This is a genomic window from Flavonifractor sp. An82 (assembly GCF_002159265.1).
In the GTDB taxonomy this organism is placed as follows: Bacteria; Bacillota; Clostridia; order Oscillospirales; family Oscillospiraceae; genus Flavonifractor.
This window is the reverse complement of sequence record NZ_NFHG01000010.1, coordinates 50,331-75,315: the sequence shown is the minus strand read 5'-3', so window position 1 is coordinate 75,315 and position 24,985 is coordinate 50,331. Positions and strand designations below refer to the sequence as shown.

22 protein-coding genes are annotated in these 24,985 nt (G+C 61.8%); 13 read left to right on the top strand and 9 right to left on the bottom strand.

Annotated features, from left to right (window positions below; genetic code table 11):
• Nucleotides 1–4: 4 nt before the first annotated feature.
• From B5G34_RS11200 to B5G34_RS11185, 4 genes are all read right to left on the bottom strand, one after another.
• Nucleotides 5–841 (bottom strand): energy-coupling factor transporter transmembrane component T, encoded by an 837-nt coding sequence (locus B5G34_RS11200; protein ID WP_087337307.1) that lies wholly within the window; start codon nt 839–841, stop codon nt 5–7.
• Nucleotides 842–846: 5 nt separating this feature from the next.
• Entirely contained in the window at nt 847–2,538 is a 1,692-nt protein-coding gene (locus B5G34_RS11195) for an energy-coupling factor transporter ATPase (protein ID WP_087337304.1), read from the bottom strand.
• A 1-nt stretch (nt 2,539) separates the two neighbouring features.
• Complete coding sequence (locus B5G34_RS11190) at nt 2,540–3,385, bottom strand: cell division protein FtsQ (RefSeq protein ID WP_087337301.1); 846 nt, start codon at nt 3,383–3,385, stop codon at nt 2,540–2,542.
• 141 nt (nt 3,386–3,526) lie between these two features.
• On the bottom strand, nt 3,527–4,900 hold the full coding sequence (locus B5G34_RS11185; protein WP_087239155.1) for a PhoH family protein: 1,374 nt from the start codon (nt 4,898–4,900) through the stop codon (nt 3,527–3,529).
• Nucleotides 4,901–5,310: 410 nt separating this feature from the next.
• On the opposite strand from B5G34_RS11185, the gene B5G34_RS11180 reads away from it, so the two are divergent.
• Both B5G34_RS11180 and B5G34_RS11175 read left to right on the top strand, forming a co-directional pair.
• Nucleotides 5,311–7,584: a choice-of-anchor I family protein gene (locus tag B5G34_RS11180; protein WP_140397239.1), complete on the top strand. Its 2,274-nt coding sequence runs from the start codon at nt 5,311–5,313 to the stop codon at nt 7,582–7,584.
• Nucleotides 7,585–7,609: 25 nt separating this feature from the next.
• Entirely contained in the window at nt 7,610–7,843 is a 234-nt protein-coding gene (locus B5G34_RS11175) for a hypothetical protein (protein WP_140397238.1), read from the top strand.
• A 67-nt stretch (nt 7,844–7,910) separates the two neighbouring features.
• Here B5G34_RS11175 and B5G34_RS11170 read toward each other — a convergent pair whose 3' ends face one another.
• Complete coding sequence (locus B5G34_RS11170; RefSeq protein ID WP_162609471.1) at nt 7,911–8,558, bottom strand: PepSY domain-containing protein; 648 nt, start codon at nt 8,556–8,558, stop codon at nt 7,911–7,913.
• A gap of 257 nt (nt 8,559–8,815) precedes the next feature.
• Between B5G34_RS11170 and B5G34_RS11165 the strand changes: the two genes are divergently transcribed.
• The 11 genes from B5G34_RS11165 to B5G34_RS11115 all read left to right on the top strand — a co-directional run bounded on the left by B5G34_RS11165 (nt 8,816) and on the right by B5G34_RS11115 (nt 19,607).
• Nucleotides 8,816–9,562, top strand: a complete 747-nt coding sequence (locus B5G34_RS11165; protein WP_242956999.1) for a sigma factor — start codon at nt 8,816–8,818, stop codon at nt 9,560–9,562.
• Nucleotides 9,559–10,518, top strand: coding sequence for a hypothetical protein (locus B5G34_RS18930; RefSeq protein ID WP_204245945.1), 960 nt, complete (start codon nt 9,559–9,561; stop codon nt 10,516–10,518). Before B5G34_RS11165 ends, B5G34_RS18930 begins: the two co-directional genes overlap by 4 nt.
• A 173-nt stretch (nt 10,519–10,691) precedes the next feature.
• On the top strand, nt 10,692–11,897 hold the full coding sequence (locus tag B5G34_RS11155; RefSeq protein ID WP_140397237.1) for a PepSY domain-containing protein: 1,206 nt from the start codon (nt 10,692–10,694) through the stop codon (nt 11,895–11,897).
• Entirely contained in the window at nt 11,866–12,576 is a 711-nt protein-coding gene (locus tag B5G34_RS11150; RefSeq protein ID WP_087337285.1) for a polyphosphate polymerase domain-containing protein, read from the top strand. Before B5G34_RS11155 ends, B5G34_RS11150 begins: the two co-directional genes overlap by 32 nt.
• Nucleotides 12,577–12,602: 26 nt before the next feature.
• Nucleotides 12,603–13,283, top strand: a complete 681-nt coding sequence (locus tag B5G34_RS11145) for a DUF4956 domain-containing protein (RefSeq protein WP_087268431.1) — start codon at nt 12,603–12,605, stop codon at nt 13,281–13,283.
• 4 nt (nt 13,284–13,287) lie between these two features.
• On the top strand, nt 13,288–14,718 hold the full coding sequence (locus B5G34_RS11140) for a CotH kinase family protein (RefSeq protein ID WP_162609470.1): 1,431 nt from the start codon (nt 13,288–13,290) through the stop codon (nt 14,716–14,718).
• Between the two features lie 502 nt (nt 14,719–15,220).
• The gene (locus B5G34_RS11135) at nt 15,221–15,673 is read left to right on the top strand and encodes an RNA polymerase sigma factor (protein WP_087337278.1); all 453 of its coding nucleotides are present in this window, start codon (nt 15,221–15,223) and stop codon (nt 15,671–15,673) included.
• 1 nt (nt 15,674) lies between these two features.
• Complete coding sequence (locus B5G34_RS11130; protein WP_087337275.1) at nt 15,675–16,412, top strand: hypothetical protein; 738 nt, start codon at nt 15,675–15,677, stop codon at nt 16,410–16,412.
• Complete coding sequence (locus B5G34_RS11125) at nt 16,399–17,253, top strand: ABC transporter ATP-binding protein (protein WP_087337272.1); 855 nt, start codon at nt 16,399–16,401, stop codon at nt 17,251–17,253. Before B5G34_RS11130 ends, B5G34_RS11125 begins: the two co-directional genes overlap by 14 nt.
• Nucleotides 17,250–18,395 carry a hypothetical protein gene (locus B5G34_RS11120; RefSeq protein ID WP_087337270.1) on the top strand — a complete coding sequence of 382 codons (1,146 nt, stop codon included), beginning with the start codon at nt 17,250–17,252 and terminating at the stop codon, nt 18,393–18,395. Before B5G34_RS11125 ends, B5G34_RS11120 begins: the two co-directional genes overlap by 4 nt.
• Nucleotides 18,396–19,607 (top strand): hypothetical protein, encoded by a 1,212-nt coding sequence (locus B5G34_RS11115; RefSeq protein WP_087337266.1) that lies wholly within the window; start codon nt 18,396–18,398, stop codon nt 19,605–19,607.
• A gap of 77 nt (nt 19,608–19,684) precedes the next feature.
• Here B5G34_RS11115 and B5G34_RS11110 read toward each other — a convergent pair whose 3' ends face one another.
• Genes B5G34_RS11110 through B5G34_RS11095 form a run of 4 tightly spaced genes read right to left on the bottom strand, consistent with a single transcriptional unit; the run spans nt 19,685 to nt 24,931 of the window.
• Complete coding sequence (locus B5G34_RS11110; protein WP_087337263.1) at nt 19,685–20,041, bottom strand: Hpt domain-containing protein; 357 nt, start codon at nt 20,039–20,041, stop codon at nt 19,685–19,687.
• Between the two features lies 1 nt (nt 20,042).
• Nucleotides 20,043–21,122 carry an HD domain-containing phosphohydrolase gene (locus B5G34_RS11105; RefSeq protein WP_242956997.1) on the bottom strand — a complete coding sequence of 360 codons (1,080 nt, stop codon included), beginning with the start codon at nt 21,120–21,122 and terminating at the stop codon, nt 20,043–20,045.
• Nucleotides 21,123–21,157: 35 nt separating this feature from the next.
• Entirely contained in the window at nt 21,158–23,713 is a 2,556-nt protein-coding gene (locus B5G34_RS11100) for a hybrid sensor histidine kinase/response regulator (RefSeq protein WP_087337256.1), read from the bottom strand.
• A 27-nt stretch (nt 23,714–23,740) separates the two neighbouring features.
• On the bottom strand, nt 23,741–24,931 hold the full coding sequence (locus B5G34_RS11095) for a GGDEF domain-containing protein (protein ID WP_087337254.1): 1,191 nt from the start codon (nt 24,929–24,931) through the stop codon (nt 23,741–23,743).
• Nucleotides 24,932–24,985 lie beyond the last annotated feature (54 nt).

Sequence of the window (24,985 nt, the reverse complement as noted above, 5' to 3'; positions counted from 1 at the left end):
TTTCTTACAGCAATGTAGAGATCAGAACCGCCACCGCCACCACCAGCAGGGAAACCGCAAGGAAGATCCCGTCATTGCAGGATACTTTCAGGGATGCCAGCTTGATCTTCTTCACCGACTTGTTCACCGCCGCGTACCGGTACCCCCGCAGCTCCAGGGCCTCCACCGTGGTGCGGGAGCGCTTGGCGGTGTTGAGCATCAGGGGGTAGAAGGAATGCATGATGATCTTCACCTGATAGATCAGGTACCTGATCTTGCCCCCCAGGGTCTCGTGGGCGGGGGGATTGCCCCGGAGCCGGTAGGAGAGGAGCACGTTCTGAAACTCCTCCATCAGCATGGGCAGCATCCGGTAGGCGTAGGAGATGGAGAAGCTCAGCCGCTCCGGGCAGCCGTACCACATGAGGCCGTTGGACAGCTTATCCGGGTCCAGGCCGGAGAACACGGTCACCGAGGCCAGGGAGATGGTGGCCACCTTCAAGGTGAGGGTCAGCAGAGGGGCAATGGCAGAGGCGTCCCCGCCGAAGAGAAGAGTCACCACGAAGAGATACCCCGTCTGGGAGAAGACCCCCAGGGCGAAGAGAAACAGCACCAGCCCCGCCACCCGGGCCAGGATGGTGGTGCCCATCACCAGCAGGAAGCACCCCAGCAGGAACGGGATGTCGTTTACGAACCAGGGGACCAGGCCGAAGAACAAATACCAGGCCAGCAAGACGCGGGGGTCCAGGGCGGCAATGACGGTATCGTCGTTGCCATAGGCGTTCTTCAGCACCTGATTGCGGAGAAAGTCCATGGAGAATTTATCCAGAATGCTCTCCGACAGTTTGGCAGTCAATTTTTCCACAGCAGTCACGCCTCCTGAAAGGACGATAAAAATTCCTCGACGGTATAACACAGGGCCCGGCGGTCCAGGGCCTGCCCCATGGTGAAGATCTCCGGCGGGCGGATGCCCACCTGTTCCACCACATCGGCCCGGGCGAAGATCTCATCCCTGGGGCCGTCCGCCACCACCTTGCCGTCCCACAGGACCACGATCCGCTCCGCCCACTGGCACACCAGCTGCATGTCGTGGGTGGCGATGACGGCGGTTTGGATGATGTCCTTCATGTCGTCCAGAACGGCCATGATCTCGCGCCGGGTGGCGATGTCCAGGTTTGCGGTGGGCTCGTCCAGCAGCAGGACGCCGGGATTCAGGGCGACGCCGATGGCCAGGCTGGCCCGGCGCATCTGGCCGCCGGACATGAGGCGGCCGTCCCGGTCTGCCAGCTCTGATAGCCGGAACCGCTCCAGCAGCTCCGCAGTGCGTTTTTCCCACTCCGGAATGTTCCGTACCTCCATGGCGTAGGCGATGTCGGCGCGGATGGAATCCTTGATGAACATCTCCTCCGGGTTCTGATACACCAAGGAGATCTGCCGGGACAGATCCTCTGCCTTTTTGTCCCCAATGGCCTCCCCGAAGAGGGAAACCGTGCCGCCATTAGGTCGCAGCAGTCCCACCATCAGCTTCATGAGGGTAGACTTGCCCGCCCCATTGGAGCCGATCAGGGCCACCTTCTCCCCCCTACGGATGGTCAGATTCAAATCCTGAAAGACCGTGCGAGGCTCTCCCTTCACCGAGCGGTAGGAGAGAGACACGTTCTGAAAGGATACCGCCGCCTCACTGGTGGCCTCCGGCGTCCGCCGGGGCGCACCCGGCACATACCGCAGCTGGGAGAAGGCGGTCTTTCCTTCTTCCACGGTGGTGGGCAGGGGGATGTCCGTCGGAAGACGGCCTGCCCTCCGTAGCCGGTGGGCCGCCTGGGTCACCTGGGGCGGGAAAATGTTGCATTCCTCCAGCTCCTCCACCCGCTGGAGGGCGTCCTCCGTGGGCAGCATCCAGCAGACCTGGCCGTCCTTCATGAGCATCACATGCTTGCAGTAGTCGGCGATGTACTCGGTGTGGTGCTCGATGACGATGATGGTCTTACCTTGGTTCTCATTCAGATCCCGGAGAACCTCGTAGATCCGGTCGGCGTGCATGGGGTCCAGCTGGGCGATGGGCTCGTCCAGGATCAGGATGTCCGGCTGGAGGGACACCGCGCCGGCCAGGGCCAGCAGGTGGGTCTGACCGCCGGAGAGCTGCCAGACATATTCCTCCTCCCTGCCCTCCAGACCGCACTGCCGCAAAGCAGTCCTGCCCCGCGCCAGGTAGTCGGGGAAGGCGTAGTTCAGGCAGGCATAGGAGGCGTCGTCCAGCACGGTGGGCCGGACGATCTGGTTTTCAAAGTCCTGATATACATAGCCCACCTTCTGGGCCAGGACGCCCACGTCGCTCTCCCGGGTGTCAAGCCCCTCCACCCGCACGCTTCCCTCCATGGTCCCCGTGATAAAGTGGGGGATCAGGCCGTTGAGGGCCTTACACAAAGTGGACTTCCCGCAGCCGTTGTTGCCAACGACCGCCAGGAAGTCCCCTTTCTCGATCTGAAGGGAGATCTCTTTCAGGGTGGGCTGAGGGGCGCCTGGGTAGGTATAGGTCAGGCCGTCGATCTCAACCGCGTTCATGTCAGTTCACCGCGGCCTTTTTCCCGGCGTTCTTTTTGATGACCAGCAGGGCGATGATGGCCACCGCGGCGGCCGCTACCATGCCCACGGCCATGGCGGTGCCGCTCTCCGCCCACTCGGCCTCCCAGTCGATGAGGGACATGCCGGCGGTGGCGGCCAGCTCGGCCACGATGGCGCACACAAAGCCGACGGCGCACACGGCCAGGGCCTTGGGGCTGATGCCGCTGACGGCGCTGTCCGGGGTGCGGGGAGCCATGCCCAGCAGGGGCTCGATCTTGCCGTACAGCTTGGGTACCAGGTACAGAGTGGGCAGCAGGCAGAACAGGATGCCGGAGAACAGCAGGTCATTGAGGAAGGCGAAGCCCTCGGTGGCGAACACGCTCTCAGGCAGGCCGGCCACAGCCTCGAAGTCCTCCACCGCCAGCTGGACCTTCAGGATGTCCACCGCGGTTCCCATCAGCAGCTGCGCGGCGGTGCCGGTGATGGCGGCCACGCCCACCAGGGCGCGGTTCCTGGGGTCCTTCACCAGCCGGCCGGCGATGTACACGCCGATGGTGACGGTAAGGAACTTCTCCAGCTCGCCCAGGCCACCGAACTGGCCCAGCATGATCTCGCTGAACACCAGCTCGCCGGTGGCGGCGCCCAGGGCGGCGGACAGGGGGTCGAACAGCATGGCCAGGGTCAGGGGAATGAACAGGAAGTACTCCACGGAGAACTCCACGACCCCCACCTGGAACTTGGGGATCAGCTCCGTGAACAGGGTGGCCAGCCCGTACAGGGACATGGACAGGACAAAGATCATCAGCTTCTGGGACTGTGTGGCAGTCTGCTTCTGTGCGATACTCATAGCATATTTTCCTCCCTATGATGGTGTGTTTCTCGCTCACACAGGCACAGTGTACCACCGGGATGTAAATTCTTCCCCCAAAGTCCTGTAAAATGTAAATAAATTTTCTTATCTGCCGTGTTATGTAAGTTCTGCCCTCATTTACATCCGCATCGCCGCGTCCAGAGCCAAAGAGGAACGCTCGCACTCGTCAGGGAGCATGGTCAGCTGGACGCACAGGGGACTGCCCTTCATGCGGGCGCTGGCATAGGTCAATCCGTTGCTCCGGGTGTCCAGCAGGGGGTGGTCGATCTGGGCCGGGTCCCCCAGCAGCACTACCTTGGTGCCCTTTCCCACCCGGGTGATGATGCCCTTGACCTGCCGGGGGGTGAGGTTCTGGGCCTCGTCGATGATGAGCCAGGTATCGGTGATGGAGCGGCCCCGCATGAAGTTCATGGCCTCGGCAGCGATGACGCCGGTGTCAAAGAGGTAGTCAATGCGCCCCCGCAGCTCCTCCTCGCTGCGCCGCTCCTTTTTCTTCCCCTCCAGGTCCAGCAAGATCTCCAGGTTGTCCACAATGGGCCGCATGAGGGGGGAGATCTTTTCCTGCTCACTGCCCGGGAGAAAACCGATGTCCGCGTCAAACTGGGCATTGGGGCGGCACACCAGAATCTTCCGATAGGGCCGTTCCTCCGCCTCCAGCACCTGCTCCAGCCCTGCAGCCAGGGCGTAAAAGGTCTTGGCGGTGCCCGCCGGCCCTTGGATGATGGCCAGGGGCGCCTCCGCCACCGGCAGCAGCAGGGCCTCCTGCAGGAATTGCTGCCCCACGCTCCGGGGCTTGACGCCGAATGGGCGGACGCCGCCAAAGCGCAGGGCGGTGACCTTCCCCTCCCGGAAACGGCCCAGCATGGTCTTTTTCGGCTCGGTATCCGAGTGCAGAAGGACAAACTGGTTCTCGGTCAAGGAAACCGGCTTCCGCTCCCCCGCGCCGTCCACGGTATAGAGTTCTTCCGCCGGAGCTCCCTTTTTCTTGAACGCTGTGAGCAGGCTGTCCGAGATGTAGACCTCCGCCCGGCCGGTGTAGGGCTGGGCTCCATCCGGCAGCCGGTCGGTGGTGAAGTCCTCCGCCGGCACCTCCATCATCTGGGCCCGGATGCGAGCGACCATGTCCCGGCTCACCAGCGTCACCGGCGCTCCCTCGTCCATGAGGCCCCGACACACCTTCAGCACCCTTCCCGCCCGGCTGCCGGGTTCTATCCCTTGGGGAAGGGCCGCGTCCACATGGTTGACCTCCAGGCGCACGGTGCCTCCACTGGGCAGGGTCACGCCTTTTACCAGGTCTCCTTGGAGCCGTAATCTCTCCAGGAAGCGGAGCACATGTCGGGCGTTGTTTCCCGCTTCACCGTCAGCCCCCTTCCGATCATCCAACTCCTCCAGCACCGCCAGTGGCAGCACGATGTGGTTGTCCTCGAAGGACTCCAGAGCGTAGGGGGCCTGGAGGAGGACATTGGCGTCCAGCACATAGGTCTTCTGCATACGTTGCGCCTGCCTTTCTTCTTTGCTTTCTTATGACCATTGGGCGCGGCATCCACAAAAACAGCGCCGGTCCGCCCTGTAAGGGCGCAAACCGGCGCTGATCATACTCTGTCGATTTTGATCGGGCTGTCTGAAACCGTACTCCATACTGCCGCTCCCAACCGATGCCTACCGCATCTGTGTTCAGTATAGCAGACGCCTTTCCCAGCGTGCGACGGTATTTCAGTAAAGAAACCGTCAAATCCATGTGAAGCGCGTTTGCTATGAACCCGGTTTCGTTCCAGACCTCCTCTGCCTACAAGAAATTTACACATTCCCTCTTTCGGATTTTACAGTCGTGGGATTATACTAAATCAAATAGGGAGAACGTACCGCTCCCTTTCCAAAACAAAATCGCAGGAGGAAACAGCATGAGAAAAGCAAGACGGCCGGCAGCCATTGCCATGGCCCTCGCCCTGGCGCTTCAGCTGGGCACTGTGGTGCCAGCGGCGGCAGCGGGCATCAACTCGACCGCTGGGTATGAAAACGGCAATTCCCCCCTGAATCTGAACCTGATTGCCCGGTACGCCTCCGGCCAGTACAACGTGGACGGCGGCGTCATGGAGATCGTGGCCTACAGCCAGAGCAATGGCTATGCTTACGCCATCAACGGCCAGAGCGGCCTGCTGGCGGCAATCCCCCTGGGGGATCTCACCGCCGGGATCTCCGTCGCCCGGCTCAGCGGCACGGACATCGACGTGAAGGCCCTGGTGGAGGCGGCGGACAGCTCATTCCGCTATGGGGACATGACCTCCGTGGCCATCTCTCCGGACAACACCATCCTGGCCGCCGCCCTCCAGGCGGAGGGATATCATGACGCCGGCCGGGTAGCCCTGTTCGCCTGCAATGCCGACGGCTCCTTGACCCTGAGGGGACTGGTGGAAACCGGTGTGCAGCCGGATATGGTGACCTTTGCCGGCAGCAGCACCGTCCTCACCGCCGACGAGGGGGAGCCTCGGGAGGGCTACGGCGACGGAATCGTTGATCCCAGGGGCTCGGTTACTGTGGCAGATGTGTCAACCCTCACCAGCGAGGTGGTGGGCTTTGACGCTTTCGACGCCCGCCGTGACGAGCTGGCCTCAGCCGGGATCGTGCTGAAGAAGGGAGTCGATCCCTCCACGGACCTGGAGCCGGAGTATATCGCCGTATCCGGCGGCAAGGCCTATGTCACCCTGCAGGAGAACAATGCCATCGCCGTGCTGGATCTGGCCTCCCGTACCTTTGACGGGATCTACTCCGCAGGTTTTGAGGACTACAGCGTCACCCCCATTGATATCGACAAGAAGGATGACGCCTATGCGCCCAGGACCTACGGCAGCCTCATGGGCATCCGGATGCCCGACGGCATCGCCGCCTTCCAGGTGGACGGCAAAACCTATCTGGTCACCGCCAACGAGGGCGACGCCCGAGAGTGGGGCGACGAGGATCTGGGCACCTTCTACCTCAGCGAGGACGAGCAGGACTTCGGCGAGGAGGGCGTGACCTCCCCCACTGGAGCCATCACCGGGGAGAACTCCGGCCTGGAGGGCAAGGTGGTCTTCTTCAAGGTGGAGGACTTTGACGGCTTGGACAGCGGCAAGGACTACCTCTTCGGCGGCCGCACCTTTACCATTTATGAGGCCGGGGAGAACGGCGTCACCGAGGTGTTCACCAGCGGCAACGACTTTGAGACCCTCACCGCCCGGTACCTGACCGATTACTACAACTGCTCCAACGACAACACCGTGGTGGATGACCGCTCTGGCAAGAAGGGACCGGAGGCGGAGAGCGTCACGGTTGGTACGGTGGACGGCCGCACCTATGCCTTCGTGGCCCTGGAGCGCACCGGCGGCGTCATGGTCTATGACGTGACCGAGCCTGCCTCCGCCCAGTACGTGAATTACATTAACACCCGGGATTTCGCCTCCATAGTGGAGGGCTCCGAGGAGTATGAGGACGGGGAGCTGGACAAGTGGGTCACCGGCGGCGATGTGGCCCCCGAGGGTCTGCTGTTCCTGAGTGATGCCGTCAGCCCCACCGGAGAGGCCCTGCTGCTGGCAGCCTGTGAGGTATCCGGCACGGTGGCTGTCTATCAGGTGGGCGGCGAGCCCCTGTCCGTCCTGCCCTTCACCGATGTGGAGGCCCGGGATGCCCAGGCGGTGCGCTATGTCTGTGAGAACGGCCTGATGGCCGGCGTCAGCGCGGACCGCTTTGAGCCCAATGGGACGCTGACCCGGGGCGAGGCGGTCACGGCCCTGTGGGCGCTGGAGGGCCGCCCGGTGGTGAATTATCTGATGGACTTCTCCGATGTGGACCCGGCGGCCTCCTATGGCGAGGCCGTCCGCTGGGCCGCCTCCGAGGGGATCGCCGGCGGCTACGGCGGCGGCCTGTTCGGCCCGGACGATCCCATCACCCGGGAGCAGCTGGCGGTCATGCTCTACCGCTACGCCCGGCATGAGGGCTATGACACCGCCCAGGGCGGCATGGCCGTCCGGGAGTTCGCCGACTATGACCAGATCGCCGGCTACGCTGCGGAGGCCATGACCTGGGCGGTGGAGGCCGGCGTGCTCACCGCGACCTCCTTGGACACGCTGGCCCCCGGCCAGGCAGCCACTCGGGTGCAGACTGCCCAGGCGCTGCTGGCCCTGTCCCAATTCACCAAATAACCAGGCGAATTGGGGTGTGAAGACCATGAAGCGTTTGGATAAGGAACGCCGGAAGCTGGAAAAGGTCGGATTCTCCGGGCAAACGTTGGAGCGGGCGATGGAGCTGCTGGAGCGGACGAATGCGTCCATCCTGAGCGAGCTCCTGGTCAAGATGGTGACCAGGCAGGAAAAAACGCCCTCCATGGCGCTGTACGAGATGGAGACCAAAACGCGGGAACTGGAGGCCAAACTGGGACTCTCGCCCAAGGAGCCATTCTAAACATCAGCAAAATAAAGCAGCGGGGAGTAGGCAGATGTGCCTTCTCCCCGCTGCTTTTCTGTGCCGGTCAGTCCCTCAGATCGGCGGTCCAGTCGAAGATCCGCCCCGTCCGGGGGTCCAGTTCAAACTCGTACTTCATGCCGTCCAGGAACAGCTCCCCTTCGTAACGTCCCCGGCCGTCGCCGGACTCTTCCCAGACAGATACGTCCGCCGCACTGGCGCCGGAAACCTTGCCGGCCACGATGGAAGTGGCCTCCTCCGCTGTGACAGGGCTGCCGTCCAGAGCGTCCAGCCACTCCTCGTCCACCTCGTAGTCCGCACCAACGATGCGACCGTCGGCCATGGACACCTCAAAGTCGTAGTCGCCGTAGTCGGTCTCGAACTCGATGTCATAGATGGGGATGCCATTGTCGCTGTCGGTCTCGTTTTTGATGTTGTAGGCGTCGCCCTCCGGCACGTCCGCATTGTCCAGGGCGATGGCCAGGGCCTCCTCCCGGCTGATCTCCCCGGCGGCGACTCCCCTCTCCGGGTCGGGGGACACAGGCGGCGTCTGCCCCTGGCCGGCGGGCGTTTCCGGAACGGAGGACGCCGGGGGAGTCTGGCCGCCGGAGGGGGCCGTCCCGCCGGGCGCGGCGCCGCCCGCCTGTCCGCCGCAGCCGGTCAGGCAGGCCAGCAAAAGCGCCGCTGTCAAACCGAAAGAAAAGATCTGTTTCATCCCGCGCGCTCCTTTCTGTGTGCGTGCCTCCATCCTACCACGAAGAACCCTGGCGCGCAACCCATCCAAGGGAACACAAAACCGCCCCATCCGTTTCTTTACATACATTTGACAAAGATTTGACATCCAGACGGTCGCGCCTCCGTTTCGCAGCCGCTAAACTTTACAATAGTGTTTTCTACCCTTTGAAAATTTCTGCTGTGACCCCGAAAATCCGGCGGCGTGTCCGTATCCTACTGCCGGAGGGGGATGGAGGGATGGCAATGGTGCGCACAGAGCACGACATCGTTTCCCAGGTACGATCGGCCAAGACGGACTCGGAGGCGGCGGACGCCCTCATCCGTCAGTACATGGGCTTTATCCGCTCGGAGACGGTGAAGTTTCTTCATACCGCCCCGGAAAACGGCCACGAGGACGAGCTGAGCATTGCCATGCTGGCCTTCTATGAGGCGGTGCTGGCCTATGAGAAGAGCCGGGGCGCCTTTCTGCCCTACGCCGCCCGTGCTATTAAAAACCGACTCATCGACCACTACCGGACGGAGAAGCGCTGCGGCAACGTGATCTCCCTCCACACCCCCCTGGGCGGGGAGGAGGACGGCGGCGAGCTGCTGGACACCATCCCCGACACCGTGGACCACGCCGGGGACTATGTGGTGCGCACCGCCAGCCGGCGGGAAATCCGGGAGTTTTCCGAGAAGCTGGCCCAGTTCGGCCTGACCTTCTCCGACGTGGCGGACAACTGCCCCCGGCAGGAGCGGACCTTCGCCGCCTGCCGCCGGGTGCTGGACTTCGCCCGGACCCAGCCGGAGCTGCTCAAGCGGGTGGAGGACACGGGCAAGCTGCCCATGGGGGAGCTGGCCGCCGGCTCCGGCACCGACAGGAAGACCATGGAGCGGCACCGGAAGTACCTGGTAGCCATCCTGCTGGCCTTCACCAACGGCTATGAGATCATCCGGGGCCACCTGTGCCAGGTGGGCCCCAAGAGAGGGGGCGACGAGGCGTGAGCTATCTGGTCATGGAGGTGCACCCGGCCTACGCGGTGGTGCTGGACGAGGAGGGCCGCTTCTTGAAGGCCGCCAACCTGCGCTATCAGGTGGGGGACACAGTGCGGGACATCGTGGAGCTGCGGCACCCCAGGGAAAAACGCCCCGCCCTGTGGAAGCCCCTGTCCGGCGTGGCTGGCCTGGCCGCCTGTCTGTGCTTGGTGTTCTTTGGCTACTACCAGCCAAACTTCACCCCCTACGGCGCCCTGCGCATCCAGATCAACCCGGATGTGGAGCTCACCCTCAGCCGCACCGACCGGGTGCTGGAGCTGGAGGGGCTCAATGAGGACGGCCAGAGCCTGATTGCGGGCTACGAATACAGCGGCAAGGACCGGGAGGACGTGACCGGGGAGCTGGTGGAGCGGGCCATCGATATGGGCTACCTCTCCGGCGGGGAGACGGTGTCCATCACGGTCACCAGCGCCGACGCCGACTGGCAGGCCCGGGAGGAACAGGCGGCCCGGGAGGATCTGGAGGAGCGGTACGGGGAGACCATCGTGATCCAAATCGGCCCCGCGCCGGAGGAGGAACCGGCCACCGAGGTGGTGATCCCGGTGGCGCCGCCCAGCCCCACGCCGTCCCCCACCTCGGACCTCACGCCGGAGCCTGTGCCGGAGCCCACGCCGGCGCCCTCCGCGCCCCCTGTCCCCTCTGCCGACCCGGGGATCACGGACTACGATGACACGGACTACGGCCCCAACGCCGACGGGGTCACCGATTATGAGGATACGGATTACGGTCCTTACAGCGACGGCGTCACCGACTATGAACCTCCCGACGACGGCCCTTATGTGGACGGTGACACCGACTATGAGGACCGGGATGACGGCGATGACCGGGACGACGATGACGACGACTGGGACGGCGATGACGATGATGATGGCGACGATGACGGAGAGCGGGATGACGACGATTAACGCAGAAAAATTTCCGCCGCGGCCCCGGTTTTGGAGACCGGCCGCCGTATCCTCCCTGTGTCAGCCGAAGAAGAGGAAAAAAGTTTTTCCCAGGCCCCGGTTTTTCGGCAGCGGCTCCGTAATCTAAAAGCAGAACACACAAACCAAACACCCTTTTCAAGGAGATGAATGAAATGAAACAGAACATCCGCACCAAATGGTTTGCCCTGACCCTGACCGCCGCCCTGGCCCTGACCACTCTGACCGCCTGCGGGAACGGCGCCGGCACGGCGTCCCTCCCCGAGACCCCCGGCACCAGCGCCCCCCTCCTGGAAGAGAGCGGCGGCGTGGCCGGCACCGTCCTGCTGAGCGTGAACCCGGAGATCGAGATGGACTATGACGATCTGGGCAACGTGGTGGCCCTCACCGGCCGCAACCAGGAGGCCCAGACCCTGCTGGCCTCCTACACCGGCTATGAGGGCCGGCCCTGTACCCAGGTGGTGGGAGAGCTGGTGGACGAGATCAATGCCCTGGGCTACTTCGACGCCACCGTGGGCGGCCACGAGAAGAACATCATCCTGAAGCTGGAGCGGGGCTCCGTCTACCCCAATGACCAGTTCCTGAACGAACTGGCCGAGGCGGTCCGGCTGGTGGTGGAGACCGACCAGATCGGCTCCCAGGCCGTGACCCTGGACCAAGACGACTACGACGACGCCTACGGGGACAAGGGGTACATCAACGCCTCCGCCGCTCAGAGCATCCTCTCCACCCAGCTGGGCCGGGACGATCTGCAGTTTGTGGAGAAGGAGTACGACCTGGACGACGGGGAGTACGAGGTGGAATTCGTCCTGGACGGCGTGGAGTACGAGTATGAGGTGAACGCCTACACCGGCAAGGTCACCGAGATGGACGCGGAGTTCCAGGACTATGACGACACCGACTATGGCCCGGGCAGCGACGGGATCACCGATTACGGCGTGACTGACTACGACGACACCGACTACGGCCCCAATGCCGACGGGATCACCGACTATGACGACACGGACTATGGCCCCAACAATGATGGAATCACCGATTACGACGACACCGACTACGGTCCCAACGCCGACGGCATCACCGATTACGACGACACGGACTACGGCCCCAATGCCGACGGCATCACCGATTACGACGACACGGACTACGGCCCCAACGCCGACGGCATCACCGATTACGACGACACCGACTACGGCCCCAATGCCGATGGCATCACCGACTACGACGACTGGGGCGATGACGACGACTGGTACGGCGACCCCACCGGCGAGGACCACTGGGACGACGATGACGACGGCTGGGACGACACGGACTACGACGACCGGGACGACGATGACGACTGGGACGACGATTGGGACGACTGAGCCCCTCCGCCTGCGCCACGAGGTCAAGCACCAGATCTCTCCCCAGGAGGATCTGGTGCTCGCCTCCAGGCTGGGGAAGCTCTTTCCCCGGGACGGCCACGCCGGGCCGGACGGCTCCTACCGGGTGACCAGCCTGTATTTCGACACCCCCTACGATACCGCCCTCCGGGAGAAGCTGGACGGGGTGGACCGGCGGGAGAAGTTCCGCCTGCGGTACTACGGGGAGCGCCCGGATTTTCTCAAGCTGGAGAAAAAATTTAAGGTGAACGGCCTGTGCGGCAAGCGGTCCGCCCGCCTGACCTGGTCGGAGGCGGAGCGGCTGCTCTCCGGGGAGGACGCCTTCCTTCTGGAGCGGGGGGAGCCCCTGCTGTCGGAGCTGTACCACAAGCTCCGGGGGACGCTGCTGCGGCCCAGGACGGTGGTGTGCTATGACCGGGAGGCATTCCTGTACGCCCCCGGAAACGTCCGGGTGACCCTGGACCGGGACCTGCGCACCTGCGGGGACAGCGCCGGCTTCCTGTCCCCAGGAGCCTTTCCCCTCAGGCCCCTGGAGGGGGTGACGGTACTGGAGGTCAAGTACGATGCCTTTCTCCCCGACCTGGTGCGGCTGGCCGTCCAGACGCCGGGCCGCCGGGCGGGGGCCTGTTCCAAATACGCCCTGTGCCGGCGGTTTGACTGAGAACGAAGAAAAGAGGTGTGGCTGCCATGCCCACGTTCACCTTTCAGGACATCTTCAAATCCAGCTTTCTGGAGCGGCTGGACGCGGTCTCCCTGCCGGACGCCGCCATCGCCCTGGCGCTGGCCTTCTGCCTGGGCCTGTTCATCTTCCTGGTCTATAAAAAATGCTACGCCGGGGTCATGTACGCCCCCAGCTTCGGGGTGACCCTCATCGCCCTCACCCTCATCACAACCCTGCTGATCCTGGCGGTGACCAGCAACATCGTCCTCTCCCTGGGCATGGTGGGCGCCCTGTCCATCGTCCGCTTCCGTACCGCCATCAAGGAGCCCATGGATATCGCCTTCCTGTTCTGGGCCATCGCGGCGGGCATCGTGCTGGCGGCGGGGCTGATCCCCCTGGCGGTGGTGGGCAGCCTATTTGTGGGGGTGGTGCTGCTGGTGTTCTCCCGGCAGAAGAACGGGGAGTCCCCCTACATCCTGGTGGTCCACTGCGCCGACCAGGATGTGGAGGGGCAGGTGCGCGCCCTGGTGGAGGCCCGGGTGCGGCGGCTGAATCTGAAGAGCAAGAGCGTGGCCCCGGGCCAGATCGAGCTGAACTACGAGGTGCGCCTGCGGGATGCCGACACGGAGTTCGTCAATGAGCTGGGGGCCATGGAGGGCGTGGGGAACGTGGTGCTGGTCTCCTACAACGGGGACTACATGGGGTGAGGCCATGATCCGCCACCGGCATATCGATCTTATCTGCGGCGGGGCCATCCTATTGGCCCTGGTCCTCACCGGTCTGCTCTGCTTCGGGGAGGCTCTGGGCCTCCGGCCCGCCAGCGCCGCGCCCGGGTACGCCTCCCGCCTCTTTGACGATGGCCGGGTCCACACCGTGGACCTGCGGGTGGAGGACTGGGCGGCTTTCCTCGAAAACGCCCCGGCGGAGGAGTATATCCCCTGCACCGCGGTCATCGACGGGGAGGAATTTTACCAGGTGGGCCTACGGGCCAAGGGGAACAACTCCCTCCGGCTGACGGAGGAGTATGGTCTGTCCCGGTACAGCCTAAAACTGGAGTTCGACCACTATGTGGACGGCGGGAATTACCACGGCCTGGACAAGCTCTCCCTGGACGCCTCCTTCCAGGACAACAGCTATCTCAAAACCTGGCTGGTCTACCACATGATGGCCTACATGGGGGTGCCCGCCCCTCTGTGCAGCTATGCCTGGGTGACGGTGAACGGCACCCCCTGGGGGCTGTTTCTGGCCATCGAGGAGCCAGAGGAGGCCTTTGCCCGGCGAAACTTCGGCCCGGATCACGGAGCGCTCTACAAGCCGGACTACCGCTCCCTGAACGCGGAGAACACCGACGTGGCCCTGCGGTACATCGGCGATGACCCCGCCGCCTACCCAAACATCTTTGACAACGCCAAGTTTGACACGGACGTGGCGGACCGGGAGCGGCTGATCCAGGCCCTGCGGGTGCTGTCCACCGGGGAGGACCTGGAGACGGCGGTCAATGCGGATGAGGTGTTGCGGTATTTTGCCGTCCAGGTGTTCGTCATGAACTGGGACAGCTACCTGGGCCACACCGGGCACAACTACTTCCTCTATGAGGAGGACGGGGTGATCTCCATTCTGCCCTGGGACTACAACCTGGCCTTCGGCACCTACGCCCTGGGCATGACCGATCCCATCCGGGACCCCGACGTGCTGATCAACTGGCCGGTGAACACCCCCGCCCGGGGGGAGGTCATGCTGGAGCGGCCTCTGTATCACAATCTGATGAAAAACAGAGACTATTTTGCCCGGTACCACGCCTATTTCGGCCAACTACTCTCGGAGTATTTCGAGAGCGGCCGGTATGAGGCAGTCATCCGGCAGGCACAGGTCATGATCGCTCCCTATGTGGAGGTCGATCCCACCGCCTTCTGCTCCTATGAGGATCATCTGCTGGCGGTGGACACGCTGCTGGAGGTGTGCCGCCTGCGCTCTGAGAGCATTCGGGGACAGCTGGAGGGGGACTACCCTATCACCCTGGCCCAACAGGGGGCGGGGGTGGACGCCTCCCATGTGGATCTGCGGGCGCTGGGGGATTTCGACGACCTGGAGGCTGCGAAGGAGCGGCAGAATGAGGCCGCGGCAATTGCGGGGGTGGAATAAGAGGGTAGCTCATATTGTTTACTGTCCCGTAAATTTTGAGCTGCCTCCGGCATAAATGGATTACATTATTTCCCTCCAAAAATTACAACGCAGACGGGCAGAAAATGCCTCCCCACTTTGTCGGCGGACGTGCCGCCGGCAAAAGAGGGGAGGCGCTTTTGACCACATTTTCAGCCACAGCGCGATGTGGAGTATACGGAAACAGGATGCTCAAAAAGTGGCGGAAAGCAAGCAGATCGGAGTGTATATCGCTATAAAGTACGAAAAATAGTTAGAAAAAGTTCCAAAGCCGCTTGGTAAGGATGAGGTCTCCGGTTCAAATCCGGATAGCAGCTCCAAGAAGCCTTGAAAACTTCGGTTTTCAAGGCTTTTTTTATGCAAGCGCATTGGGATAGGAGAAACTCCTGTCTCGTGCGCTTTTTCTGCGTTTCATAAAATTTTTCATTTAATGAAACCATAGCACACTGAAGATCGAATATATGATTAAAAAGGCGGTGAGACAGTGGAAGAGGAACAGAAGTGGATCCGGGATATTCAGCGCCGAGGGTCCCGACAGGCGGCGGACAAGCTGGTGCGGACCTATTATGACGAGATCTATCGCTTTGCCTACCGCCAGCTGGGCCACAAGGCGTCCTTTCGTACCTGGCTGTACCGCATCGCCGCTCATAAGGCCATAGACTGCCGTCGGAAAGTTCAGGGGAATATCCTGCTGCTGGAGGAGACAGAGACACCTGACCAGACCGACTTTGCTGCCCAAATTCAGGACCGGGATCTGTTGGACCGGATGGAAGAGTATATATCCCGTCTGGACCCGGATACCCAGGCGGTGTATCGTCTGCGCCTTTACGGTGAGCGCACCTTTCCCGAGATTGCCGCCGTCCTGGGCCAGCCGGAGGCGGCAGTCAAGACACGCTACTACCGGCTGATGGCCCGGTTGAGAAAGGAGTTTGGCTGATATGACGTGTTGGAACGAGCAGATGCCTGCCCATGGTGAGCGGGAGGCGGCCATTTCTGCCATTTTGGAGCAAGGGCTTGCCCCCAGACAGGGGCTGGCGGCCACACTCCGAACAGCTCTGGATGTCCGGGTCCTCTTTTTCGGGGTGGCCGACTGCGTCTTTCTGAGTGTCCTGGCGGCGGTGCTGATGCTGATCCTCTTGCCGGCCGCCGCGCTCCAGATGATGTATCCGGCCCCGATCCTCTTCCTGATCTCTCCGGCGCTGTACGCCCTGCTGCTGGGCCTCACAGCATGGAAGGAGGCTCAGTCCGGCCTGCTGGATTGGAAGCGGAGCTGCCGTCTGTCTGTCCGGACTGTGACCGCCCTGCGGATGGTGGTGTTTGGCGGCAGCTCGCTGCTGGTGTGGGTACCGGCGAACCTGTGGCTGTGGAAGGCCATGGGAGGGGACCTGCCCCTGAGCTGGATGCTGGGGATATCCCTGTCCAGCTTGTTCCTCTATGGTCTGCTGTCCCTGATCTGCCTGGAGGGAAAGGGACGGGGACGGTTGATTGCCCCGCCGGTCATTTGGGTGGCCCTGGGGGGACTGCTGCTGATGTGGGACAGAGCGTCAGCCTGGCTGACCGCCCTGCCGGGGGTGGTATTTCTGGCCCTGGCAGGGGGCGCTCTGGCCCTGTACCTGCTGGAATTGAGACGGTTCTGCCTGGGGCGGAGGAGAGGAGAAGCTTATGCTTTCAGTTGAACATGTGACCAAGCGCTATGGGAAGTTTACTGCCCTGGAGGACGTGAATCTGGCCTTTGAGCCGGGGGTATATGGGCTGCTGGCTCCCAATGGAGCAGGCAAGACCACCCTCATCAAGCTGCTGGCCACGCTGCTGTTTGCTACCGAGGGGCAGATTTTGTGGGACGGGGAGGATATCAATGCCCTGGGAGCGGAGTACCGGGGGTTGCTGGGCTATCTGCCCCAGGATTTCGGCTTTTACCCCTCCTATACCGCCCGGCAGTTCCTCCGCTACGCTGCTGCCCTCCAGTGCCTGCCCAAGGGGGAGGCGGAGAAGCGCATTAGGGAGCTGCTGGATACCGTGGGCCTGTCCGAGGCGGCGGACAAGAAGCTGAAAACCTTTTCCGGCGGCATGCGCCAGCGGGTGGGCATCGCCGTTGCTATGCTCACAAACCCCAGGCTGCTGCTGCTGGACGAACCCACAGCCGGACTGGACCCCCGGGAGCGGGTGCGGTTCCGCAACCTGATCCACGCCTTGTCCACCGATCGCATTGTCATCCTGTCCACCCACATCGTCTCCGACATTGAGACCATCGCCGGGCAGATCGTTATGTTCAAGGACCATAAGTTGTACTGCTGCGACAGCCCCGCCCGCATTTGCGCCCAGTGGAAGGGCAAGGTGTGGCAGGTGCCGGCGGAGGCCCGGTTGGGGCCGGAGCAGCTGATCCTCAGCGAGGGGCAGAGTGAGACTGGCCCCGTGCTGCGGGTGCTGTCCGACGTGCCTCCGGCAGGGGCGGTCTCTGTAGTGCCCAGCCTGGAGGACGCCTTCCTGGCCATCTACCGGGAGGAGGGACGGGCATGAGGCTGGCGGTGTGGGAGTGGCGGAAACTGTTCCGTCTGCCTGCCCTGTGGGTGTTTGTGGGGCTGTGCCTGGCACTCAACGGCCTGCTTCTGTCTCCCCCCTCTGCCATGGACCGGTCCTTCTTCAACGACACCTCGGCGGATGCCGCCGCCCTGGGCCAGAGGGTGGACGAGGAATTCCTGACCGGGCTGGAGGCCCTGCCGGACACGGAAAACCGGACCATTCTGCGGCAGTATGTGACGGGACTGGAGAACACCCTGGAGGGCTACGACACCCAGGAACTGACGAACTTCTATCAGAGTCTCATGGCGGGGGACAGCCTGGCTCAGAGGTGGATGGCCTGGAAATATGACCTGCTCCAGGAGCGGGTAGACCACCTGGCCCAGACCGGCGCCGCCCTGGACCTGTATGCGGGACCTATCACCCATGACAGCCATCAATACCTCTATAACACCCTGTTTCGGGTGCTGCTCACTGAGAGCGTCCTGCTGGGCCTGCTGTGTGCCCTGTATCTGGTGGGGTATGAGGGCCTGAGCGGTACCCAATCCCTGACCTGTTCCAGCCGGACGGGAAGGGGATTGTGGCGGAGCAAGACGCTGGCCGCTCTGGCAGCCGCCCTGGGGCTGTATGCCCTGCTGGCGCTGCTCACCCTGGGGCCCTACCTGCTGCTGTGGGACTACGGCGGCATCTGGGACAGCAGCGTATCCAGCCAGTTCAACTATTTTGTGGATATGCTGTACTCCCGCCCCTTCCTTACCTGGACGGACTTTACGGTGGGGAGCTATTTTGCCGCCATGATCGCGGCTGGGGGAGGGCTGGTAGCGATCTTTACGCTCATGGGGGCTGTGGCGGGGCTGCTCATCCGGCATACCTATGGGGCGGCCATCGCTGCGGCAGCCTTCTGTGCCCTGCTGCTGGGCCTGTCTTCCGCTCTGGCCAATCTGGGGATGTGGAGCGCCTATTTGCTCACAACCTTTTCCCCAGTGTGCCTGTGGCTTGCCATCAACGGCTGGTTTACCGAGCTGGGGCAGAGCGGACTGGTGCCCTGGCAGGAGACGGTGGGTCTTGCCCTGAACCTGCTGATATGGGCTGGGCTTGTTCTGCTGGCCCTGAGGCGGTTTGGACGAAAGGATGTGGCGTGAATGGCCCTGTTGAGATGGGAACTGAAAAAGATCTGGCGGCCCGGCCTGCTGCTGGCCATCGCCCTTATCGGAGTGGTGTTTTACCAGGTCCGCACCGGCTTTTATTTGGAGCATTTCAGTACCAGCAACGACCGGGGAGGGACCCAGGTCCAGCTGGCCTCCGGTTGGTTGGAACGCTATGGTACCACCATGGAGCCGGAGGAGCGGGCAGAGTTGGACGGCCAGCTGGAAGAGCTGGAGGCGGAGTTTGCCCGGCAGGTGGCCCAGATTCCGGGGGCGGCAGAGGCGGGGATCACCGATTATGAGAGCTATGGGGCCTGGAGGGAGGCTTACCATGACCGTGCCCGGGCGGAGGAACGGACGGAGGAGGAATCCGACCTATATTGGAGCATTTACTATGACACCAACTTAAACATGGTGGAATCGCTGCTCCAATTTATGCAGGAGTATGACAACCTGGCCGGTGGAGGGTCGGCGCTGGATTGGGGCGGAGATGTAGGGTCCTATTCTCCGGCCCATGAGGCCAGTATCCGGCGGATCGAGGGGATAGAGGCGGAGGGAGTCTACGGTTTTTTGTCCAGTACCATGATCAACAACACGGATGAGTTCTTTCACTATTTTGCCATCTGGTGTGCCTTCAGTGGGGTGCTGCTGCTGTCCCCCACCCTGGTGCGGGACGCCTTACACCGTACCAGGGCCATGCAGTGGACCTCCCGTCGGGGGCGGCGGGTGCTGAATGTCCAGATGGGAGCGGCCCTGCTGTCCGGGCTGCTGCTCACGCTGCTCAACTGCGCCGTCTACCTGGGCCCCTTCCTGGCTACCGGCGCCCTAACATTTTGGGACTGCCCCCTGGTCACCGTGTGGCCGGGGACCTATCCCTGGTTCGACTGGACCTATGGCCAGTACCTGCTGGCCCTGCTGGGGCTGACCGCTGTGCTCACCCTGGCGGCCTGCGGCTTTACCGTGGTCCTCTCTCAGTTCAGCGGCAGTTATGTGGCCATGCTCCTCAAGGCCATTCCGCTGATCGTAGTGCTGTGCTGGGGACTGGTACCCTGGGTGATGATGGGAGCGGGACGGTTTTCCGGGAGTCCTGTCCGGCTTACCGGCCTGCCCGGGACGGAGTTTGTATGCGGCGTGCTGGCCGCCCTGGCGGCGCTGGGGCTGTGCGGCTGGACCTGCCTGCGGCAGCGGCGGCGGGAGCTGATGGAATAAAGCATGGTTTGCACCACAAAAAGAGGTCTCCCTTCATGGGGAGACCTCTTTGTTTCTGTGTAAGATATTTTGGATGTTCAGGTCAGACTGCCAAGAGCGGCAATGATCCCGGTATAGGTTTCTTCCAGAACCGGCATCCTGGCCTGGGCCGCCGGAAGGTCCTGGCTGCGCAGATCCTCCACCAGAAGGCTCACCTGCCGAAACAGGCCGGTCATGGCCAGGTTGCCCGCCACGCCCTTGAGGGTATGGGCCGCCTCAAAGGCACGGGCGGTATCTCCGCTGTCCATGGCCTGTTTGAGGAGGGGAAAATTTTGATCCTCAGGGAAGCGGAGCAGAAATTTGAGCATCAGCCCCTCGTTGTCCATGAAGCGGGCCAGGGCGTCCGCCACGTCGATACCGGCCTCCTCCAGCCGCTGTTTTTTCTGTTGGTCCACGTCAGCCCACCCCTCTCATAGGCGGATAAAATTTACGCAGCAGCGGCTCCGCCTGCTGGAAGTATTTCAGAAGTTTGGGATTGAAGACGCCGCACTCTCCCCCCAGAATCATATTCATGGCGGTCTGGGCGGAGAAGGCGTCCTTGTAGCAGCGCTTGCTCACCAGCGCGTCGTATACGTCGGCCAGGGAGACGATCTGAGTCCAGATGGGGGTCTGGTCGCCCACCAGATGGTGGGGATATCCGCCGCCGTCCCAGCGCTCATGGTGGTGGAGGGCGATGTCGTAGGCGTAGGCATAGGCGGCGTGCTCCCGCATCTGGGGGATCCTGGAGAGCAGCTCGGCCCCCTTGACGGTGTGGGACTTCATCAGCTCAAACTCCTCCGCCGTCAGACGGCCTTTCTTGTTGAGAATGGCGTCGGGAATGGAGATCTTGCCCACGTCGTGGGTGACCGCCCCCAGGCCGATCTGGCGGATCTGATCAGGGGACAGCCCCTGGCCCAGGGGCGTGTTCTGCAGCAGGTAGCAGGTGATGTCGTGGATGCGGTGTACATGCTCCCCCGACTCATCGCTGCGGAACTCGATGGCGGTGGCCAGGGCCTCCACCATGCCGATGCCCATTTCAGCCAGCTGCTGGGCCTGAAGCAGCAGCTGATCCCGCTGCCGCTCCACCTCCGCGTTCAGCCTGTGCCGGGCCCGGAAGAGCTCCACTACCGAATTGACCCGCCGCCGGACCACATAGGGGACCACGGGCTTGAGGATCACATCCATGACCCCCAGGGCGTAGGCCTCCCGCATGGTTTCGCTGCCCACGTCGGCGGTGATGAGAAAAACCGGGATGCGCTCGGTCAGTCCTACCTGGTGGAGGCGGCGAAGCACCTCGATGCCGTTGAGCCGGGGCATGACCACATCCAGCAGGATGGCACTCAGCGTGTTTGTGTTGGCGCAAATGGCGTCCAGACCGGCCTGCCCGTCCTCCGCCTCCAAAATGGTGTACTCGGAAGAAAAGATGTTGGCCAGTATGGCCCGATTGATCTCCTCATCGTCCACAATCAGGAGGTTATCTCCCTTCGCGTCGCTCAATTTGCCCGTCCTCCAATCTTGTGCATGGCTGTGCATTACTGCGGAATATGCCGCTGGGACTCCCACTCTGAGATCAGCTTTTGCAGAAGCAGCTTCAGATGCTTGGTGTCGATAGGCTTGGACACATGGTCGTTCATGCCCGCCTGGGTGGTGCGGGAGATGTCCTCTGCAAAGGCGTTGGCGGTTACTGCAATGATGGGGATTCCGTCAGAATCCGCCCGTCCGGAACTACGGATGGCGGCCGCTGCCTGACAGCCGTCCATCTCCGGCATCTGCATATCCATCAGAATGGCGTCGATAGAAAAGGGCGGCGCGGCCAGGAAGGTATGCAAAGCATCTGCGCCGTTGACCGCGGTGAGCACCTCGGCCCCGAACTGGTGGAGAACCTCGGTGATGATCTCCCGGTTGAGCTCGTTGTCTTCCGCCGCCAGAATGGTCCTGCCTGTCCAGTCGAAGGAGACGTTCAGCTCCTCCAGGCTGTGATCGGGAGAGGCATCCTCCGACCGGTGTATGGTCTTCAGCGGGATGGTCACCGTAAAGCGGGTGCCTTCCCCCAGAACGCTGTCCACCGAGATCTCGCCGCTCATCTGCTGAACCAGACTTTTCACAATGGACATGCCCAGACCGGTGCCCACCGTGGGGTGGGAGGAGAAGGTGGTTTCCCGGGAGTAGGGGTCAAACAGGTGCTCCAGGAAGGTGGACGACATGCCCACTCCGGTATCTTCCACCACCACCTGATATTTGTTGTGCTGCTGGAAGGAGAACTGGCGGGCCTCCAGATAGATCCGCCCGCCGGGGTCGGTGTACTTGACGGCGTTGGACAGCAGGTTGTTGATGATCTGGGTGAGCTTTTTCTCGTCGCCCATCACCACCGGGTCGGGGAGATCGATGTTGATTTCCAGCCGCGTACCCTCCTCCTGGGCGCGATCCTGGAAGATATCGGCCACCTTGAGCAAAAGCGCGCTGAGATCCAGCTCCTTCTGATCCAGGTGGTTTTTTCCGGCCTCCATTCTGGACAGCTCCAGGATGTCATTGATGAGACTGAGCAGCTGATCGGCAGAAAACTGGATCTTTTTGATGTACTCCCATACCTTCTGGCTGTTTTCCGTTTCCCGGGTCTTTTCTGCCAGATTGCAGCAGCCGATGATGGCGTTGAGGGGGGTACGCATGTCATGGGACATGTTGCTGAAAAACTCAGACTTGGATTTGGTACTCTTCTGGGCGGCGTCCAGGGCGTCCTGAAGAATAATGGTATGCTGGAGCTCCCGGCGTTTTTCCTCATCCACATCCCGGAAACAGAGGATCACCTCATCGGGCGCCAGCTCCGGATCATAGAGGGTGCGGATATTGACCCAGCGGTAGCTCTCTCCAAACAGGCGCTGGTAGTCGCCGCCGTAGTCGGCCACGCCCTGCTCCATCCGCTGGCTGATACTGTCCAGGGAGAAGGCGGTTACAAAGGCCTGGTAGATGCTGGGCTTCACCACAGGGCGTATGGCCTCCAGCAATGCGGGGTAGGCTCCCTTCATAGGCACTTTGCCCTGGAGGTCTTCATAGAGCTTGAAGCACTCATAGGTGCCGGCCTTGACGTTGACTCTGTAAATGGAGTAAAAGGAGTCACCCAGCATATGGGCGGTGTCGTCGGCCTTTTTCATCACCCGGCTCTTGAGCATGTCCTGGATGGTCATAAACATCAGGATGAGGAATAGGACGATAGCCACACTGGACAGAAGGAGAATGACGGTGCTTTCTTCCCCCATCAGGATCTGCTGGATGGGTATGGTCATGATGACTGTCCAGCCGTTATTCATGTTCTGATAGTAGATGCCGCGGGTGACTCCCTCCGGGTCCTGGACGGTGGCGTCGTAGGCCAGAAGGGAACCGTCCGAGATGCCGGACATCAGATAGTCCATATAGGACTGCATGCGCTGGTTTTCCACGTTCCATTTGGTCATGGAATAGAGCAGCACGCCGTTTTCATCGCACAGGTAATAGGAGGAATCCTCGGGCAGGATCTGGGCGTTGTTGTGAAGGGAATCGTTCTGGATGTACACATCCATGGCGAGCACATTCTTTTCGCTGTTCAGCGATTTGGAGATGGTAAAGATCAGCTGTCCGGTGATGGCGTCCTCATAGATCTTTCCGTGCACGATCTGGCCGTCCGCCGCCAATGCGTCCCGGTACCAGTCCGACTCTTCATAGGGATAGGTCTCGCCCCCCTCCCAGGGGTTGGATGCGATGATCTTTCCGTTTACCACGGCGTAGAAGCCGGCCACGTCCATGCCCATGGTGTCGGCGAATTTATGAAAGTAGCCTGTCAGCCAGGTCTGAAGCTGGTCGCAGCTGTTTCCGGCGGCGATCATCTCGTCCAGATATTTCCCTGCAATATTGAAGTGAGTTTCCAGAGCGTGGATATTCATTTCCTCTTCCAGGGCATAGCTGTGGACCAGCGCCATACCCAGGTCCTGGGCATTCTGCAGCAGCTTGGTGCGTACCAGCACAACGGCAAATACCAGCAGGGCCGCCACAAAAACCAGCAGGACGCCGTTCAAAATAGGGCGGAGTCCTCTGAGATGGATTTTTCGCTTCATCATGTCGAAGATACTCCAATCACCTGCCTGCTACTGCGTACCGCCGCCGGGACCCATCCCGCCGGAGACACTCAGATAGAAGGCCTTTTTCTCCTGATACATAGCCCGGTCCATATCCTGAAAGAACTGAAACAGGTCGGACTGGCGCAGCTCTGAGATCCCGGCGGAGAAGGAGACCGGAAGGGGAGCTTCACCGGAGTTATTGTATTGGCAGAGTTCCTGTTCAATGCTGTCTTTGATGCGCTGGACCTCCGCGGGCTGTGAGGCAGGCAGTAGAACGAGAAATTCATCGCCGCCGTACCGCACTACCGCTGCGCGTCTGTCACTGGCGGCACGGAGCAGGATTTTGCCCATGGCACAGAGAACGGCGTCTCCCTGTATGTGCCCGTAGGTGTCGTTGATCTGCTTGAAATTATTGATATCCAGCAGAATCCCTGTGATATGCATTCCAGCCCGGGTCTGTCTGGGGATCTGGTCCATGTAGTGCATGAGGTAATTGCGGTTATACAGGCCGGTCAGGGGGTCCAGGTAGGTGTCCTCGCTTTGCAGGCTGATGTACAAAAAGGTGAGGCCCAGGGCCACCGACACCCAGATCAGGGCGATGCCGTAGCAGAGCAGCTGAATGATGCTTCCCAGATACACGGGGATCAGGAAGGAGAGGACCGGCATGAAGATATATTTGTCCGATTGTCTCCGATACCGGTAGGACAGCACAACCCCGTAGGTGATGTAGCAGTACATCACCGCGCAGGGCAGCAGGAACAGGGAGGTGCGGTAGTAGACGTTATCCTCTGTGACCCAGAAAAATATGCCGAAAAACTGATTGCACACGGCGGCCAGACAGATGAGCACGGCGGGAATGGCTGCAAAGGGATAGTACTTTTTCAGACGGACATGATCCTGAAACAGCCGGTAATCCACATAGCAGATCCAGAGGAAGGAGAGAATGGCCGCCAGGCACAGGTTCAGGACACTGCACAGAATAGACAGCTGACGGGCGCCGGAAAACAGCCGCTTTTCCAGCAGGAAGCCCGCCGTTTCCGATGTGCAGAGGATAGTACAGAGCAGGCACATGATGTAAAAGAGTTTTCCATCGACGGAGGTCATTCTGGTTCGTCTGTGCTTGCTGAGCAGGACGGCCAGCATGAGGCAGCCCCCAAGCCCGTTTGCCACCAGGACAGCGGGCATGTTGATCTGAGAAAGACTGTAATTTTCAAACACGGGAGCGTCCTTTCCCCACGCATAAACTGTTAGAAACTCTGGCTTCTTATACAG

Coding starts and splice junctions, on each gene's coding strand:
- B5G34_RS11195 (WP_087337304.1), bottom strand. CDS start 2,538: ATGAACGCGGTTGAGATCGACGGCCTGACCTATACCTACCCAGGCGCC.
- B5G34_RS11190 (WP_087337301.1), bottom strand. CDS start 3,385: ATGAGTATCGCACAGAAGCAGACTGCCACACAGTCCCAGAAGCTGATG.
- B5G34_RS11185 (WP_087239155.1), bottom strand. CDS start 4,900: ATGCAGAAGACCTATGTGCTGGACGCCAATGTCCTCCTCCAGGCCCCC.
- B5G34_RS11180 (WP_140397239.1), top strand. CDS start 5,311: ATGAGAAAAGCAAGACGGCCGGCAGCCATTGCCATGGCCCTCGCCCTG.
- B5G34_RS11175 (WP_140397238.1), top strand. CDS start 7,610: ATGAAGCGTTTGGATAAGGAACGCCGGAAGCTGGAAAAGGTCGGATTC.
- B5G34_RS11170 (WP_162609471.1), bottom strand. CDS start 8,558: ATGAAACAGATCTTTTCTTTCGGTTTGACAGCGGCGCTTTTGCTGGCC.
- B5G34_RS11165 (WP_242956999.1), top strand. CDS start 8,816: ATGGCAATGGTGCGCACAGAGCACGACATCGTTTCCCAGGTACGATCG.
- B5G34_RS11155 (WP_140397237.1), top strand. CDS start 10,692: ATGAAACAGAACATCCGCACCAAATGGTTTGCCCTGACCCTGACCGCC.
- B5G34_RS11150 (WP_087337285.1), top strand. CDS start 11,866: ATGACGACTGGGACGACGATTGGGACGACTGAGCCCCTCCGCCTGCGC.
- B5G34_RS11145 (WP_087268431.1), top strand. CDS start 12,603: ATGCCCACGTTCACCTTTCAGGACATCTTCAAATCCAGCTTTCTGGAG.
- B5G34_RS11140 (WP_162609470.1), top strand. CDS start 13,288: ATGATCCGCCACCGGCATATCGATCTTATCTGCGGCGGGGCCATCCTA.
- B5G34_RS11130 (WP_087337275.1), top strand. CDS start 15,675: ATGACGTGTTGGAACGAGCAGATGCCTGCCCATGGTGAGCGGGAGGCG.
- B5G34_RS11125 (WP_087337272.1), top strand. CDS start 16,399: ATGCTTTCAGTTGAACATGTGACCAAGCGCTATGGGAAGTTTACTGCC.
- B5G34_RS11120 (WP_087337270.1), top strand. CDS start 17,250: ATGAGGCTGGCGGTGTGGGAGTGGCGGAAACTGTTCCGTCTGCCTGCC.
- B5G34_RS11115 (WP_087337266.1), top strand. CDS start 18,396: ATGGCCCTGTTGAGATGGGAACTGAAAAAGATCTGGCGGCCCGGCCTG.
- B5G34_RS11100 (WP_087337256.1), bottom strand. CDS start 23,713: ATGATGAAGCGAAAAATCCATCTCAGAGGACTCCGCCCTATTTTGAAC.